We start from the raw sequence: 15,337 nt of genomic DNA, 5'->3' as shown, positions 1-15,337 counted from the left end.
GGTGTCAGCGACCGGCTGCGGCCGGCGCGGCTGCCACGCTGCGCGCGGTCGAGGAGACGATCTCCGGGACCTCGCGGCGCAGCGGTGCACTCATCGCGCGGCACACCATGAGCTCGACGGCCTCCTGCGGGTCCACCTCGATGGCCCGCGCCGGGGCAGTGCCGTCGGGCGCGGTGCGGCCGCCGTGCGCGAGCACTCCGAGCTCGGCCGCCGCACGGGCGGCGATCTCCTCGTCATCGACGAGGACGGTGAGTTCGACGGTGACCCGGTAGGAGCGCAGTGCCATGGCACAACCCTAACCTCCCTCGATGCGCCGGCATGAACATCCAGCGACACCTCGGTGACAACTCCTGCGCAGAACTGGTCTTCGTGTGACGGACCGGACAGATTGGTGGTCTCGGACGGGAGCAGACCTCCGGGAGGACGAGCTGGGCGAGGTGCATGACGGTGACATGGGTGGACTCCGGGCGGAGCTGTCCGAGCTGCGGTGGGCAGCTGCTGCAGGACACACACATGGTGCGGAGGTCCGGCGACGAGTTCGCCCGCCGGGTCGAGGGCCGGCGTTTGCGCTGCCTCCTCGGTTGCCGGTTCCACCGGACCTTCAGCGGGGCGCTGCTGCCGGTCGACTGACCGTCGGCGCTTCCGGCGGACCGGGCTCGGTCGCGCCGGCGTCGGTATTCGGGCCGAACTCCTCGTGCGTGCCGGCGGCGTGTGTCAGCCGGGCGTCGGAGGGTGCTTCGGGGCCGATCGTAGGTACCGCAGCGGTCGGCGGCTCGGTGTTGATCGGAGGGACGGCACCAGCCGGTCGAGCTGTCCCGCATTTCCGTGGCGTCTCGGTCGTCACGCGACCGTAGTCGAGCACGACCGTCCGATCGGCGATCCCGTGGACCGCGGGATCGTGTGAAGAGATCACCACCAGGCACCCGGCATCGGCAGCCGCGCGCAACAGCCGATGGATCAGATCGGTGGAGGCGGAGTCCGCCGCCGCCGTCGGTTCGTCGAGCAGGATCACTCCGGACTGCTGGGCGAGTGCCCGGGCGACCAGCACCCGTTGACGCTGCCCGCCGGAGAGTTCGCCGAGTCGGCGATCGGCCAGCTGATCGAGTCCGCAGCGTTCCAGCGCGCCCTGGACGATCGCGCGGTCGGAGGCGCGGATCCGGCCGAGCCGACCCCGCTCGGCCCATCGGCCCATCGTCACCGTCTGTCGGACCGTGATCGGCAACCGCCGATACCCCTCGGACTCCTGCGACACCAGCGCCGGTCTGCCGGGCGGCCGATGGACGACCCCGGATCGCGGCCGGACCAGGCCACCCAGCACGCCGAGCAGGGTGGACTTGCCGGACCCGTTGGCACCGACGATCGCCGCCACCTCCCCGCCCGACAACTCCAGATCGACGGTGTCGAGCGCCACCACCGACCCCAGCACCACTGTCACTCCGGACAGCCGGATGCCCTGCCCGACCGAACTTCTCACCCTGGATCCCACTCCTCTTCCACCAACGGAACGTTTGTCCTCCCGCTACGACGACATCGACACCGGTGCCACGGCCGGACCACAGCCCGGTTTGCTAACGATAGCCGTTCTCATTTAGGTTCCTGCCGTGCCCTTCCTCCTCGAGCCGCTCGGCGCGGACTTCTTCCTCCGCGCCCTCCTCGGCGGCGTCCTCGCCGCGACGATCTGCGCGGTCGCCGGAACCTGGGTGGTGCTGCGCGGCAACGCCTTTCTCGGCGAGGCGATCGGCCACGGCATGCTGCCGGGGGTGGCGGCCGCGGCACTGGTCGGCGCCTCACCGGTACTGGGCGCCGCCGCGAGCGCGACGGCGATGAGTGCCGGGATCAGTTGGCTCGGCCGGCGCGGGCGGCTGTCCGACGACACCGCGATCGGCGTGGTGTTCGTCGGGATGCTGGCGCTCGGCGTGGTGCTCGTCTCCGGCTCGCGTTCGTTCGCCACCGATCTCACCGCCATCCTTTTCGGCGACATCCTCGCCATCGGCACCGCTGACATCGCCCTGCTGGCAGTGGGTCTCATGGTGGTCGCTGCGCTCGCCGCAGTGTTGCGCCGTCCTTTCGTGGCAGCGACCTTCGACGATCGCCTCGCCTCCACCCTCGGCCTCGGCACCCGTACCGCACGGTTCGGTATGACCGCCCTCATCACCATCGCCGTAGTGGCCTCCTACCGGGCCGTCGGCACGTTGCTGGTGGTGGCACTGCTGGTGGCCCCGCCGGCTGCGGCACTGTTGTGGGCCCGGAGCGTCGCCCGGATCATGCTCGGTGCAGCGGTTCTCGGAAGCCTGTCGGTGTGCTGCGGACTGCTGCTGTCCTGGCACGCGGGCACCGCGGCCGGTGCCTCCGTGGCGATCGTCGCGACGCTGCTGTTCCTCGGAGCACTGGCACTGCGCGGTGTGCGCGATCGCCTGCGCGTCCCTACCGCTCCTGTCGGGGTGTCGGCATGAAGCGACTCGCCGCCGCTGTCCTGCTGGGTGTTGCTGTCGCCGGGTGCGGAGCGACGGTCGACGACGCATCGCCGGTCGGGACCGGTGACGACCACGGCTTTGTCGCCGGCGCCTCCGAGGTGCAGGACCAGCAACGCTCGCTGCTGGGCATCTCAGGTGCCGGCGCAGTCACTCTCGTCGACCTCGCCACCGAGGATGTCACGACGCTCGGTGCGATCGGTCCGGTCGACGGGATCGCCGACGACGGCCGGTTCGTGCTGGCAGCCCGTACCGGCGGTCCGACCGCCGTCATCGACTCCGGGCTCTGGACCACCGATCACGGGGACCACGTGCACTACTACCGGTCGACGCCGCGGATCACCGGGGAGCTGGACCTGACCGGTACGCCGACGATCCACTCGACGGAGAACCGGACCGCCGTCGCGGCCGGTGGCGACGCTGTACTGCTGGATCGTGACCGGCTGGGCCAGGGCGAGATCACAGTGCTGGCAACGGCTGCCGCCGACCCCGACGGCATGGTCGCTCCGCTCGACGCGGATCGCTGGGTGGTCACCGCCGACGACGAACTCCACGTGCTGCGGGCGGACGGAACGATCGAGACCTCCTCGCCCTGCGGCGATCCGCACGGCGGCATCGTCACCAGGGTCGGCGTCGTCGCGGGGTGTGCCGAGGGAGCCCTGCTGGTTCCGGTGACCGAGGGCACCGCGGTGATCGAGTCGATCCCCTACCCGACCGGCACCGCACGCTCCGTCCGCGCAACGGACTTCGCGGGCCGGTCCGGTCGCCCCACAGTGGCCGCGGTGGCACCCGACGCCGGGATCTGGCTGCTCGACACCCGGGAGCGGAGCTGGCAGCTCGTTCCCACCAAGGAGACCCCGCTCCTGGTCAGCGCGATCGACGACAGCGCCGGCCACGTCGTCGGCGTCATGAAGGACGGCACCGTGGCGGTGTGGGACAGCACCGGCACCGAGCTGGGGCGGACATCCGTCACCGCCGGGCCGGTCGATGCCACACTGCGCCTCACGGTCGATGCCGACCGCGCCTACATCCGCTCCACCACCGGCGTCCTGGAGATCGACTACCGCGACGCCGCACGGATCGCAAGAACTCTCGACGTCGCCGGCGCGGTGCACGTGGCCGAGGTCGGACTGTGAAGCGGCCTGTCGTCGCGGCCCTCGCGGGCCTGCTGGCTCTTGTCGGATGTGGATCCGCGAGCTCCACAGGATCGGGACGCCCGGTCGTGGTGGTGACCACCACGGTCCTGGGCGACGTCACCCGCCACCTGGTCGGTGACCAGGCCGAGGTCATCACCCTGATGACGCCGGGAGCGGACCCGCACTCCACCGGGGTGTCCGCACAGCAGGCCCAGCAGATGCGCACCGCGGAGCTGTTGGTGTCCAACGGGCTCGGCCTGGAGGAAGGCCTCCAGCAGCACCTGGACCGTGCGGTGGACGACGGGGTGGCACGGTTCGTCGCGGGCGAGCACATCGACGTGCTGCAGTACACGTCCGAGGACGCCTCCGGCCCGGACCCGCACTTCTGGACCGACCCGACCCGGATGGTGGCCGTGGTGGACGCGCTGTCCGCCGAGCTGGCCGGCCTCGACGGGATCGACACCGCGCAGTTGGCATCGGTGACCGCCGACTACCGCGAGGAACTGGTCGGTCTCGATCAGCAGGTCGCTCTGCGGTTCGCCGACATCCCCGCTGCACGGCGCGCCCTGGTGACCAACCACCACGTCTTCGGATACCTCGCGGAGCGCTACGACTTCCGGCTGGTGGGCGCGATCATCCCCGGCGGCGCCACCCTGGCTGCACCGAGCGCGGCCGACCTCCAGGATCTCGCCCAGGCGATCAGGTCCGCAGGCGTCCCGGCCGTCTTCGCCGACTCCTCGCAACCGGACCGGCTGGCCCGGGTCGTCGCCGAACAGACCGGCCTGCAGATCGATGTCGTCCCGCTCTTCACCGAGTCGCTGAGTGCACCGGACGGCGAGGCGCCGACCTACCTCGAGATGGTCCGGGTCAACGCCGACCGGATCACCACCGCCCTGTCCTGAGACCTGCTGCACCCGAACTGTTCCCGGCACCATCCCTCCCCCGAAAGGACACCATGCACCACCCTTCCACGAACCGCCGCGCGCTGATGGCCACAACTTCGGCCGTCGCCGGCGTCCTCGCCCTGCTCAGCGGATGCGGCACCACCGCGCAGGCAGGCTCATCCTCCACCGCCGTCCCGACCGCTGATACGACACCGTCGTCCTCTGCGGCATCGCCGTCCCCGTCGTCCGCAGCCACCACGGCGCAGAGCGCAGGCGACCGGCTCACCCTCACCTACGACGGTGGGATCCTGGTGCTGGACGCCGACACTCTCGGCACCGTCGCTGATCTCCCGCTGGACGGGTTCAACCGGCTGAACTCCGCCGACGACGGCGAGCACGTCTACGTGACCACCGAGGGCGGCTTCCGGGTGCTCGCCACCGGCGCGCGTGGTGGTGAAGCGGCGCTGACCGACCTGACCTTTCCTGCAACCACACCCGGCCACGTGGTGCGGCACGCGGGCACCACGGCGCTGTTCGACGACGGCACCGGTCGGATCCAGCTCTTCCCGACCGACGCGCTGGTGGACGGCGGAGGGACCGTCGCTGCACTCCCGGAGACCCGGGACGTCGAGTCGGCCGAGGCCCACCACGGGGTCGCGGTCGAACTGGCCGACGGCACCCTGCTCGCGACCCTAGGGAACAGCGAGACCCGCACCGGAGTGCGGGCTCTCGATGCCGCAGGCAAAGAAGTGAGCCGGTTCGAGCAGTGCCCGTCGGTCCACGGCGAAGGTGTGGTGGAAGGCGAGGCCGTGGTGTTCGGCTGCCAGGACGGACTGCTGGTCTACTCCGGCGGCAGTTTCACAAAGCTGGACAGCCCTGACGAGTTCGGCCGGATCGGCAACGCCTACGTCACGGACGACTCGCCGGTCGCCGTCGTCGATTACAAGGACGACCCCGATGCCGAGGGCGTCGAGCTCACGCACCTCGCACTGGCCGACACCTCCAACACCGCTGCTGGTCTCGATGTCCTGGACCTGCCGAACGGGGTGGCCTACACCTGGCGCGGCGTCGGTCGGGACAGCAACGACGACGCGTGGATCCTCGGCACCGACGGAGCCCTGCACCGGCTGGACGTCGCCGCCGGAAAGCTCGCCGAGTCCTACCCGGTGATCGAGGCGTGGCGCGGGCCGGCCGAGTGGCAGACCGCGCATCCGGCGCTCGTCGTGGACGACGACATCGCCTACGTCACCGAGCCGGCGACCAACAGCGTGCACCGGGTCGATCTGGGGACCGGCCAGGTGCTCGGGACCGTCGAACTGGACGTGACCCCGAAGGAGGTCGCCCTCGTCAGCTGACCTCGTGGCGGTACGGCCCGCCGGTGCCCGATAGGGCACCGGCGGGCCGGTTCGTGTTCCGGGCGCCTGTCAGGCCGGGACCTCGAGCACGAAGAAGAGGAAGGTCATCCTGGTCGAGAAGTCGTGGAAGTCCTCCGGGAACAGCTCTTCCGCCGCCGGATCCGGCTGGGGTTCTGCGATGGTCACGAGCCGGAATCCCGCAGCGGTGAAGGCATCGGTCATGGCGTGCAACGGACGGCGCCAGAACGTCATCGGGTAGCTCTGCCCGCCGAAGGTCCACTCCTCGGTCCAGCTGGTGGTGGCGTGGTAGTCGGGCCGCGGGTCCTGAGTGGCGTAGTCGACGAACGGATGCTGGACGGCGACTACCAGCCGCCCGCCCGGGCGCAGCACCCGGTGCAACTCTCCCAGCGCCGGACCCCAGTCCTGCAGGTAGTGCAGCACCAGCGCCGACACCACCACGTCGAACGATGCATCCGAGTACGGCAGCCGCTCACCCAGCGCTGCGACCTGCAGGTCGACGTCGTCGCCGAGACGCCTGCGCGCGAGCGCGATCATCCCGGCGCTGGCGTCGAATCCCGAGACCTCGGCGCCCTTCTCGCGCAGCAGAGCCATCAGCGGCCCCACCCCGCACCCCGCATCCAGCACCCGCAGGCCGGCGACCTCGCCGGCCAGCGCGACCATCGCCGGCATCGTGTAGTACGCGTTGGTGATGTTCCGCTCCCCCTCGGCCGCATAGGCCTCGGCGAACGCGTCGTAGTCGTTGCTTCCGCTCACCTGGTCATCGTCGCAGGTGCGGGGCGTGCACAGCGTTGGCGGACGGGTGGAGCCACCAGTCGGACTTGAACCGACAACCGCCCGATTACAAGTCGGGTGCGCTACCAATTGCGCCATGGTGGCCTGCCCCGGAGGGTCGGGTCAGTCTAGCCAGCGGCGCGCGCAGGTTCCGCGCTCCAGCCCGGTCAGGCGCCGAAGGGGACTTCCTGGGCCGGGATCGGGGCGCCCGGGGCGCCGTCGAGCGGGCGGCCGGCGACGGACCGGAGGATCACCCGGCACTCGGCGGGGGTGACGCCCATCAGCGACGACAGGGCGTTCAGCGCGCCCTGGTCGAGCACCATCACCCCGGCGGACGCACCAGCGGTGTTGGTGTCCTGCTTCAGCTCGACCCAGCGGCGCACGGGCGCCAGCCGGTCGTCGGTGCTGGCGCGCACGATGGCCAGGTCGATGGTGACGGGGGCGGTGCCGGCGCGATCGGGACGGTGCACGATGCCGCGCTCGGCGGTGGCGATCAGGCTGCCCATGGACTCACCCAGTGCGCGGGCGATCACCCAGAGCACGTCGACCCGCAGCGACCGGTGTCCGGTCTCGTAGTTCGCGAGTGCGGCCTTGGAGATCAGCCCACCGGTGCGGGCCGCGACCTGCGCCTGTGTCAGCTTCTGCCGACGGCGGGATTCACGGAGCAGTTGGCACACCGCATCCGCGAACATCTCCTTGGACTTTTCGTCCACCGCCTGCGTCATCGACTCTCCGCTCGTCCGCCCTGTCCTTCGGACGTGACGGCCGTCCGTGTGTGAACCACCCGACCGGACGCAACGTCGTTACGGACCTGTCGATCAACACAGCGGGTGATGCCGTCGAGCCGATGATGTCACCACCACGTGGAACCAGGGAGTCGATCCACGTTCGGGCGCTGGTCACCGGCGCCGATCCCGACTCTACGTAATCAAGTCCGGTTTCGTGAAACACGGACGGGCGATTCTCAGCTGTTCTCTGTGAAGAGACGCTTCCCGAACCAGTCACCGGCGGCCGTCACACCGGGTGGGCACGCCCAGACACCGCCGCCGATGTGCGCGATGTACTCGTTCAGCAGGTCGGTGGAACCGAGCCGCGCCTGGACGACCTTGAACTGCGCGTGCGGGTCGCGCTGGTAGCAGATGAAGAAGAGGCCGGCGGCGAGCTTGCCCGTGTCCGGGTCCTGGCCGTCCGTGTAGTTGTAGCCGCGACGCAGCAGCCGGACGCCGCCGTTGGCCTCGGGGGACGACAGCCGGACATGCGAGTTGATGTCGATGACCGGCTCACCGTCGTCACCGGTGCGGTTGAAGTCGATGGCGGTGAACTCCTCACCGCCGGTCAGCGGCGCACCGGACGACTTCTCCCGGCCGAAGATCTTCTCCTGGTCCTCGAGGTCGTCGGTGTCCCACGACTCGATCTCCATCCGGATCTTCCGCGCGACCAGGTACGACCCGCCGTTCATCCACTGCTGGTCGGTCTCGTCACCGACCCAGACGAACTCCTGCACCGCTGCGGTGTCGTCGGCGTGGATGTTGTTGGTGCCGTCCTTGAAGCCCATCAGGTTGCGCGGGGTGGTCTGGCCGGCGCCGGTCGCCGAGGCGCGCCCGAACCCGAGCTGGGACCAGCGCAGGGTCGCGGTGCCGCGGGCGGCCCGGACCATGTTCCGTACGGCGTGGAAGACGACCTGCGGGTCGTCGGCGCAGGCCTGGATGCACAGGTCGCCGCCGGTGAAGTTCTCCCGCATCGTGGTGTCGCCGGGGACGGTACCCAGCGGCTTCAACGCGGCCGGCAGCTTCCCGGCCAGACCGAAGCGGTCGTCGAAGAGGGAGGCGCCGAAGCCGACCGTGACGGTCAGCGAATAGGCGCCGAGGTCCTCGGCCTCGCCGGTGTCGAACGGCGGGGCCAGGGGCTTGCCGGGCGAGTCACTCACCGGCTTGCCCTGGGTGAAGCGGGCGGCCATCGCCGCCCAGCGGCCGAGCAGCCGCTGCAGTTCGTCGGCATCGGTGGTGGTGACGTCCAGCGAGGCGAACATCAGCCGCTCCTGCTGCGGCGTGGTGATGCCGGCCTGGCGCTCGCCGTAGAAGTCGACCTGCGCCGCGGCCTTGTCGACGGAGACCGCACCGGCCACCGACGACGGCTCACCGCTGTCGGTGTCGGCCGCCGGCCGGTCCTGGGTGGCCCTGATGCCGTAGCCGGCCGCGGCCCCTCCGACGAGCCCGGCCGCCCCGAGCGCGGCGCCGCCGAGGAAGCGGCGCCGGCTCGGGCCGGACGCGGGTGGTGCCGGCTGGGTGCCGGGCTCGTCAGGAGTGGTCACTTGCTCATTCTCCTAGAACTCCCGAGGCAAAGGTCCCCGAGGCGACAGCGAGTGAGGATCGCAGCCGCGGAGAGAGGCACGAACGCAGCGGCAAGGACAGGAGCGAGCGCGCAGCCGAGGCAATGTCACTGCGTGATCTTCGCGGCGATCTGGCTCAGCGGCTCCTGGACGGCGAGCAGCGCGTCGGTCAGCTTCTTCTTGTCCGCCGCGGTCAGATCGGTGTACGGGGTCCAGCCGCCGAGTGCGGAGTCGTCCCGGTAGTCGTCGAGGACGGCGATCAGGTCGTCGAACTTGGTGGAGATGGTCGGCACCAGGGTCGGGTCGATCTGGTCGAGCGCCGGCTCGAGGGTGGCGAAGGCCTGCAGTGAACCCTCGACGTTGGCCTCGAAGTCGAGCAGGTCGATCTTGGAGTAGGCCTCCTCCTCACCGGTGATCTTCGACTGCAGCACCTCGTCGAGCAGACCCGAAGCGCCGTTGGCGATCTCGAACGGCTGGTAGCCCTTGCCGTTGTCCGCGATGGTGGCCGCGGACAGCTCGCCGGTCAGCTTCTGCAGCTCCTCGATGTCGGCGACCAGCTTGTCGGCGAGATCGTTGAGGCCGTCGGTGGTCTTCTTCTCGAACAGCGCCTGCTCGATCGGGTGGAACCCGGTCCACTCGGTGCCCTCCTCGACGTCACCGATCCGCAGGTCGATGGCCGGGTCGAGGTCCGGGAAGGACTCGGCGACCGGCTCGATCCGCTCGTAGAACGGGCGGGCCTTGGCGTACGCCTGCTGCGCGGCCTCGAGATCGCCGTCGGCGATGGCCTTCTGCAGTTCCTTGACCGGGGTGATGAGGAACTCGACCTGGTCGTCGACGTAGCCGGCGTACTCGACGGCTGCCTGCTGCAGCAGGTCGGCGAGATCACCGGTCACCTCGGCCGCCTGGCCGGTGACGGTGAACGGGGTGCGCTCGGTGGCCGCACCCGGGCAGAAGATCTCGTACGAACCGCCGTCGATCCGCACCGAGAAGGTGGAGTCGAAGCCGGGGGTCAGGTTCTCCCGCTCGCCCAGGATCCGTTGCTCCGCAACGAGTTCCATCTCGGTGACGCCGAGGGCGTCGACGTTGTTGATGTTGAAGGTGACCGGGCCGGCGGCCACCGTGTCCGGGTCGGCGACGCAGCCGTCGGCGTCGGTGATGGTCACCGTGACCACCTGGGCAGCCCCGTCACCGCCGGACGACGAGGTCGCCGACGATCCGGTGGCCGAGCCTTCGGTCGACGCAGCGGAGGTCGCGGAGCTCACGGCGGCGGACGTGGTCGCCGCCGCGGTGGCCGAGGTGCTGCTCTCCGAGGATCCGGAGGAGCCGCAGGCGGTCAGCACCAGCGCCGCAGCGCAGGTCAGGACGGCCGCGGCGGTCCGGGTGCGAGGGAGGGTGGTCACAGGATCTCCTGATGGGGTGTCCGGCCGACAGGGCCGATGCGGGACTGCTGGGATGGTTCGGTACTACGCGGAGCACGGCGAGAAAGATGACGCCGCAAGCGGTTTCGGGAGGGCTCAGCGACCCTGGTCGCCGGAGAGGACGGGCGACGGGGGTTCGACCGGCGCGCCGGTAGGCGCCGTCGGCCCGGCCCGGCGCCGGGCCACCCCGGCGGCGATCGCGAAACCCGCGACCACGACGGCGAAGACGGCCAGCAGCGAGGGGATGACCGAGCCCCAGACCTGCGCCCGGTCGGCGGCGGCGGACCGCTCGTCGGACCGTTCGGCCAGTCCGGCGATGGTCTCGGCCGGGGTGGTCAGGTCGGCGGTGAGCACGTCGCCGCCGATCAGGGTGCGGCCGGTCGACGCGGTGAGCTCGAGGCTGCGGACGACGGTGAGATCGACGGCCAGGACCTGCCCGGTGGACGGGTCGATGTCGACGACCGGGGTCACGGTGTCGGTCCAGGCCGCCCCGAAAGTGCTGTTCCGGCCGGCATTCCCGGCACCGACCGGCAGCCGGCCGCCACCGATGGCGATCACCTGGTCCCGGGTCAGCTCCGCGGGGAGACCGGCGGCCGGGCCGGACACCGGGGTGCCCTGGTAGCGGGCCGCGGACACGCCGTTGTCCGTGCGGTGACCGCTCAACGTCAGAGTGGTGGTGCCGGACAGCGTGACGTCCCCGGAGAAGGTGATCGCCGCACCGGTCCGGTCGGTGGTGAGGATCAGGTCCGAGGTGACCGCGACGGTCGTGCCGGCCAGATCGGTGCCGTCGGTCGGGTCGGTCCCCGCGCTCGCCTGCCCCTGCGCGGTCACCGTGGCGGTCGCGGATTCGAGGGCCGGTGGCCGGACCGTCACGACCAGGACCACCGCGACCAGCGCGGCGACCCCGGCGATGCCGGCCAGCATCACCGCACGGGTGCCCGCCGCGGGCACCCGACGGGCCGGCCAGAGCACCACGGCGAGCATGGAGACCAGGTAGAGCAGCCAGGCGACGACCTCGATCACCGGCAGGGTGGACCGGATGCCGAGGACGCCGGTGAGCAGCCCCTCGACGACGCTGCCCGGGCGGACCACCGAGGTCAGCGACACCGCGGTCTGCTGGCCGACGGTCAGCCAGCCGGCCTCGTAGGCGGCGCGCAGGGTGCTCATCACCAGGCCGGCGGCGACGAAGACCAGGACGACGCCGGTGATCCGGAAGAACTTCGCCAGGTTCAGCCGCACCCCGCCGCGGTAGACGAGGTAGCCGAGCACCAGCGCGACGGCGATGCCGAGCACGGCCCCCAGCTCGGCCAGCGCCGGCGAGACCGCCGACTGGAACGCGGCGAGCAGGAAGACGGACGTCTCGAAGCCCTCGCGGAAGACCGCGAGGAAGGCCATCACCACCAGCGCGGTGGCGCTGCCGGCGGCGAGCGCCTCGCCGGTGGCGACCTGCAGGTCCTTGCGCAGGTCACGGGAGTGCTTACGCATCCACAGGATCATGTAGCTGACCATCACCACGGCGATGCCGGCCACGACGCATTCGAGCATCTCCTGCTGCCGCTGCGGCAGGTTCTCGTTGACGACCTCGAGGCCGACGCCGACCAGGATGCAGATGACGACCGCGGCGCCGACGCCGAGCCACATCCGGCGCAGCGCGTCCGACCGACCGTTCTGCCGGAGGAACGCGGCGATGATGCCGACGATCAGAGCGGCCTCGAGGCCTTCCCGGAGTCCGATGACGAACGTCGCGAGCACCGGACCCCCTTCCGCTGCCGGGTGATCAGGTGAGCCTGACCTAACGATGTCCGGGCGGCACGTTACTCCCTCCCAGCACGGACGAGAACACCGTCGGGCAGGTTCGTTCGCGGCAAGGCCGCAGGTGGGGGACCACAAGGAGGACCTTGTGATGCAGTGCACAGGCATGCGCGGGCGGCAGCGGCACTCCCGGCCGACCGTAGGATCGCGCGGTGACCATCCTCCCCATCGTCATCTGCGGAGAGCCGGTGCTGCACCGGCCGACGACGCCCGTCACGGAGTTCGACGACGCCCTGGCCGCCTTCGTCGAGGACCTGTTCGAGACGAACACCGCCGCCAACGGCGCCGGGCTGGCCGCCAACCAGGTCGGCGACACCCGCAAGGTGTTCGTCTACGACTGCCCTGACGACACCGGCACCCGGCACCGCGGCTACGTGGTCAATCCGGTGCTGGAGACCTCCGAGATCCCGGAGACCATGCCGGACCCGGACGACGACTACGAGGGTTGCCTGTCCGTGCCCGGGGAGAACTACCCGACCGGTCGCGCGCACTGGGCCAAGGTCACCGGCGTCGATGTGAAGGGCGAGCCGGTCGAGGTCGAGGGCACCGGCTTCTTCGCCCGCTGTCTGCAGCACGAGACCGATCACCTCAACGGGTTCCTCTACATCGACCGGCTGATCGGGCGGCACGCGCGGGCTGCGAAGAAGATGGTGAAACGCAACGGCTGGGACGTCCCCGGCCACAGCTGGATGCCCGGCCAGGACCCCGATCCGTTCGGCCACTGACCCCGATCCGTTCGGCCACTGACCCCGATCCGTCCTGCGCCTGGCGCCGGTCCGGCGGCCATGCATCCTCCGGCCGGGTGAAGGCCCGTCCCCCGTCCACCGTAGGCTGGGGCCGTGGCATCAACTGGAGAGACGACGGACCGGCCGACCGGATCGGAGCCCCCCACCGGCCACGACGAGGACGGCGGCACCACGTACCAGCAGGTCGACATGGTCGTCGTCGCGAACCGGCTCCCCTTCGACCTCGAGGTGCAGCCGGACGGCAGCACCAAGGCCCGGCAGGCCCCGGGCGGACTGGTCACCGCGCTCGAGCCCATCCTGTCCCGCCGGCACGGCGCATGGATCGGTTGGCCCGGGACCCCCGACGTCACCCTGGACCCGACGACGGCGGACGGCCTCACGCTGCATCCGCTGACCCTGTCGTCGGACGAGATCGACCAGTACTACGAGGGTTTCTCCAACGCCACCCTGTGGCCGCTCTACCACGACGCGGTCGCCGACTCCGAGTACCACCGGGTCTGGTGGGACTCCTACCGGAAGGTCAACGAGCGGTTCGCCCGCCGGGCCGCCGAGGTGGCTGCGCCGGGCGCCACCGTGTGGGTGCACGACTACCAGCTGCAGTTGGTACCGGAGATGCTGCGCAAGCTGCGCCCGGACGTCCGCATCGGCTTCTTCCTGCACATCCCGTTCCCGCCGTCGGAACTCTTCAGCCGGCTGCCCTGGCGCAAGCAGATCATGCGCGGACTGCTCGGCTCCGACCTCATCGGTTTCCAACTGCCCGGCGGCTCCCGCAACTTCGTCAGGCTGGCGAGAACCCTGCTGGGGCTTGCCACCTCGGGCGGTTCGGTGGAGTACGAGGGTCGGACCGTGCGGGTCGGCGCGTTCCCGATCTCGATCGATTCCGGCGGCCAGTCCTCGCTCGCCGCCACTCCGGAGGTGCACGAGGCGGCCAAGCAGCTGCGCAGTGACCTGGGCAACCCGTCGAAGATCATTCTCGGCGTCGACCGGCTGGACTACACCAAGGGCATCGACATCCGACTGCGCGCCTTCGGCGAGCTGCTCGCCGAGGGCGACCCGGCGGCGCGGGACGCGGTGATGATCCAGGTGGCCACCCCGAGCCGGGAGCGGCTGCAGTCCTACATCACCATGCGCGAGGGCATCGAGCGTCAGGTCGGCGCCATGAACGGCGATTTCGGCCGGATCGGTCATCCCGCCGTGCACTACCTGCACCAGTCGTTCCCGCGTGAGCAGCTGGCGGCGTTCTACGTGGCCGCGGACGTGATGGCGGTGACCCCGCTGCGGGACGGGATGAACCTGGTCGCCAAGGAGTACGTGGCCTGCCGGGTGGACGGCGGCGGCGTGCTGCTGCTGAGTGAGTTCACCGGCGCCGCACAGGAACTCAGGTCGTCGCTGCTGGTCAATCCGTACGACACCGACGGTGTCAAGGAGGGCCTGCGCACCGCCCTGACCATGCCCGCGGTGGAGGCCAGGCGCCGGATGCGGATCCTGCGCCGGCAGGTCCTGACGCACGACGTCGACCGCTGGGCGGCGGACTTCCTGTCCAATCTCGAGGGCGTCCGGGACCGTGTGGCCGAAGCGCGGGCCCGACTGTCGCCGGACGTCATCACCGCGGTCAACACCATCGCGGAGACCGAGAGACTGCTCGTCGGAACGGATTTCGACGGGGTGCTGGCGCCGATCGTCGACGACCCGGCCGCCGCGACACCGTTGCCCGGCCAGCTGGACGCACTGGCCGACCTGGCCGCGGTGCACGGCACCGTCGTCGCCGTGGTGTCCGGCCGGGCACTCGCGGACCTGCCGACCCTGCTCGGCGTCGACACCTCGCCGTTCCTGCTGGTCGGCAGCCACGGCGCCGAGACCACCGGCGGCACTACGGAACCCGGCGAGATCCCGGCCGACGCGGCAGCCCGACTGGCCCGGCTCCGCCGGGTGCTGCAGTCGATCACCAGTGAGTACCAGGACATCTCGCTCGAGCCGAAGCCGACCGGCATCGCGGTCCACCTGCGGCTGGCGTCGGAGAAGGATGCCGCGGCCGTCACCGCGGCGATCGAGGACGACCCGGCGACCTGGGCCGGCGTGCACCTGCTGCGCGGCAAGAAGGTGCTCGAGCTGACGGTGATCGCCACCGACAAGGGCAAGGCGATCCAGCAGCTGCGGCAGCAGAACCACTGCACCGCAGTGCTCTACATCGGCGACGACGTCACGGACGAGACCGCGTTCGTCACCCTGCACGACGGTGATCTCGGGGTGAAGGTCGGTCCCGGCAACACCGCGGCCGACCTGCGGGTGGCCGATCCCGAGAGGGTGCGCGACCTGCTCACCGTGCTGGCGGCGGCCCGGCAGCGGTTCATCCGCCGCCAGGTGCGCGACACCTCCGGCACCTGAGGAGTTCTC

Annotated in this window: 13 protein-coding genes and 1 tRNA gene; 6 read left to right on the top strand and 8 right to left on the bottom strand. The window is 70.6% G+C overall.

What is annotated here, in order from left to right:
- Positions 1-4: 4 nt before the first annotated feature.
- Together GIS00_RS19870 and GIS00_RS19865 are read right to left on the bottom strand one after the other, a co-directional pair.
- Positions 5-286 carry a hypothetical protein gene (locus GIS00_RS19870; RefSeq protein WP_154770146.1) on the bottom strand — a complete coding sequence of 94 codons (282 nt, stop codon included), beginning with the start codon at positions 284-286 and terminating at the stop codon, positions 5-7.
- A gap of 315 nt (positions 287-601) precedes the next feature.
- Positions 602-1,474 carry a metal ABC transporter ATP-binding protein gene (locus GIS00_RS19865; RefSeq protein WP_322098190.1) on the bottom strand — a complete coding sequence of 291 codons (873 nt, stop codon included), beginning with the start codon at positions 1,472-1,474 and terminating at the stop codon, positions 602-604.
- Positions 1,475-1,601: 127 nt separating this feature from the next.
- Here GIS00_RS19865 and aztB point away from each other — a divergent pair, with 127 nt between their 5' ends.
- From aztB to GIS00_RS19845, 4 genes are read left to right on the top strand one after another with little or no spacing between them, the layout of a single operon-like run.
- Entirely contained in the window at positions 1,602-2,453 is an 852-nt protein-coding gene (gene aztB, locus GIS00_RS19860; protein ID WP_322098189.1) for a zinc ABC transporter permease AztB, read from the top strand.
- A complete protein-coding gene (locus GIS00_RS19855) occupies positions 2,450-3,607 on the top strand; it encodes an ABC transporter (protein ID WP_154770145.1) in 1,158 nt (385 codons plus the stop codon). The genes aztB and GIS00_RS19855 overlap by 4 nt, the downstream gene beginning before the upstream one ends.
- Positions 3,604-4,509 carry a metal ABC transporter solute-binding protein, Zn/Mn family gene (locus GIS00_RS19850; RefSeq protein WP_407666886.1) on the top strand — a complete coding sequence of 302 codons (906 nt, stop codon included), beginning with the start codon at positions 3,604-3,606 and terminating at the stop codon, positions 4,507-4,509. The genes GIS00_RS19855 and GIS00_RS19850 overlap by 4 nt, the downstream gene beginning before the upstream one ends.
- 53 nt (positions 4,510-4,562) lie before the next feature.
- Positions 4,563-5,846, top strand: a complete 1,284-nt coding sequence (locus tag GIS00_RS19845; protein ID WP_154770144.1) for an NHL repeat-containing protein — start codon at positions 4,563-4,565, stop codon at positions 5,844-5,846.
- Between the two features lie 69 nt (positions 5,847-5,915).
- Here GIS00_RS19845 and GIS00_RS19840 read toward each other — a convergent pair whose 3' ends face one another.
- The 6 genes from GIS00_RS19840 to efeU form a co-directional block, all read right to left on the bottom strand.
- Positions 5,916-6,620: a class I SAM-dependent methyltransferase gene (locus tag GIS00_RS19840; protein WP_154770143.1), complete on the bottom strand. Its 705-nt coding sequence runs from the start codon at positions 6,618-6,620 to the stop codon at positions 5,916-5,918.
- A 47-nt stretch (positions 6,621-6,667) separates the two neighbouring features.
- A tRNA-Thr gene (locus GIS00_RS19835) sits at positions 6,668-6,743 on the bottom strand.
- A 62-nt stretch (positions 6,744-6,805) separates the two neighbouring features.
- A complete protein-coding gene (locus tag GIS00_RS19830) occupies positions 6,806-7,363 on the bottom strand; it encodes a helix-turn-helix domain-containing protein (protein ID WP_154770142.1) in 558 nt (185 codons plus the stop codon).
- Between the two features lie 239 nt (positions 7,364-7,602).
- Entirely contained in the window at positions 7,603-8,949 is a 1,347-nt protein-coding gene (gene efeB, locus GIS00_RS19825; protein ID WP_322098187.1) for an iron uptake transporter deferrochelatase/peroxidase subunit, read from the bottom strand.
- Between the two features lie 125 nt (positions 8,950-9,074).
- Positions 9,075-10,367, bottom strand: a complete 1,293-nt coding sequence (efeO, locus tag GIS00_RS19820; RefSeq protein ID WP_322098186.1) for an iron uptake system protein EfeO — start codon at positions 10,365-10,367, stop codon at positions 9,075-9,077.
- 114 nt (positions 10,368-10,481) lie between these two features.
- Positions 10,482-12,137, bottom strand: coding sequence for an iron uptake transporter permease EfeU (gene efeU / locus GIS00_RS27930; RefSeq protein WP_322098185.1), 1,656 nt, complete (start codon positions 12,135-12,137; stop codon positions 10,482-10,484).
- A gap of 212 nt (positions 12,138-12,349) precedes the next feature.
- Here efeU and GIS00_RS19810 point away from each other — a divergent pair, with 212 nt between their 5' ends.
- Positions 12,350-12,922 carry a peptide deformylase gene (locus GIS00_RS19810; protein ID WP_322098183.1) on the top strand — a complete coding sequence of 191 codons (573 nt, stop codon included), beginning with the start codon at positions 12,350-12,352 and terminating at the stop codon, positions 12,920-12,922.
- 114 nt (positions 12,923-13,036) lie between these two features.
- A complete protein-coding gene (locus GIS00_RS19805; RefSeq protein WP_322098182.1) occupies positions 13,037-15,328 on the top strand; it encodes a bifunctional alpha,alpha-trehalose-phosphate synthase (UDP-forming)/trehalose-phosphatase in 2,292 nt (763 codons plus the stop codon).
- Positions 15,329-15,337 lie beyond the last annotated feature (9 nt).

Source organism: Nakamurella alba (genome assembly GCF_009707545.1).
Taxonomy (GTDB): Bacteria; Actinomycetota; Actinomycetes; order Mycobacteriales; family Nakamurellaceae; genus Nakamurella; species Nakamurella alba.
This window is presented reverse-complemented; position numbering and strand designations above follow the sequence as displayed.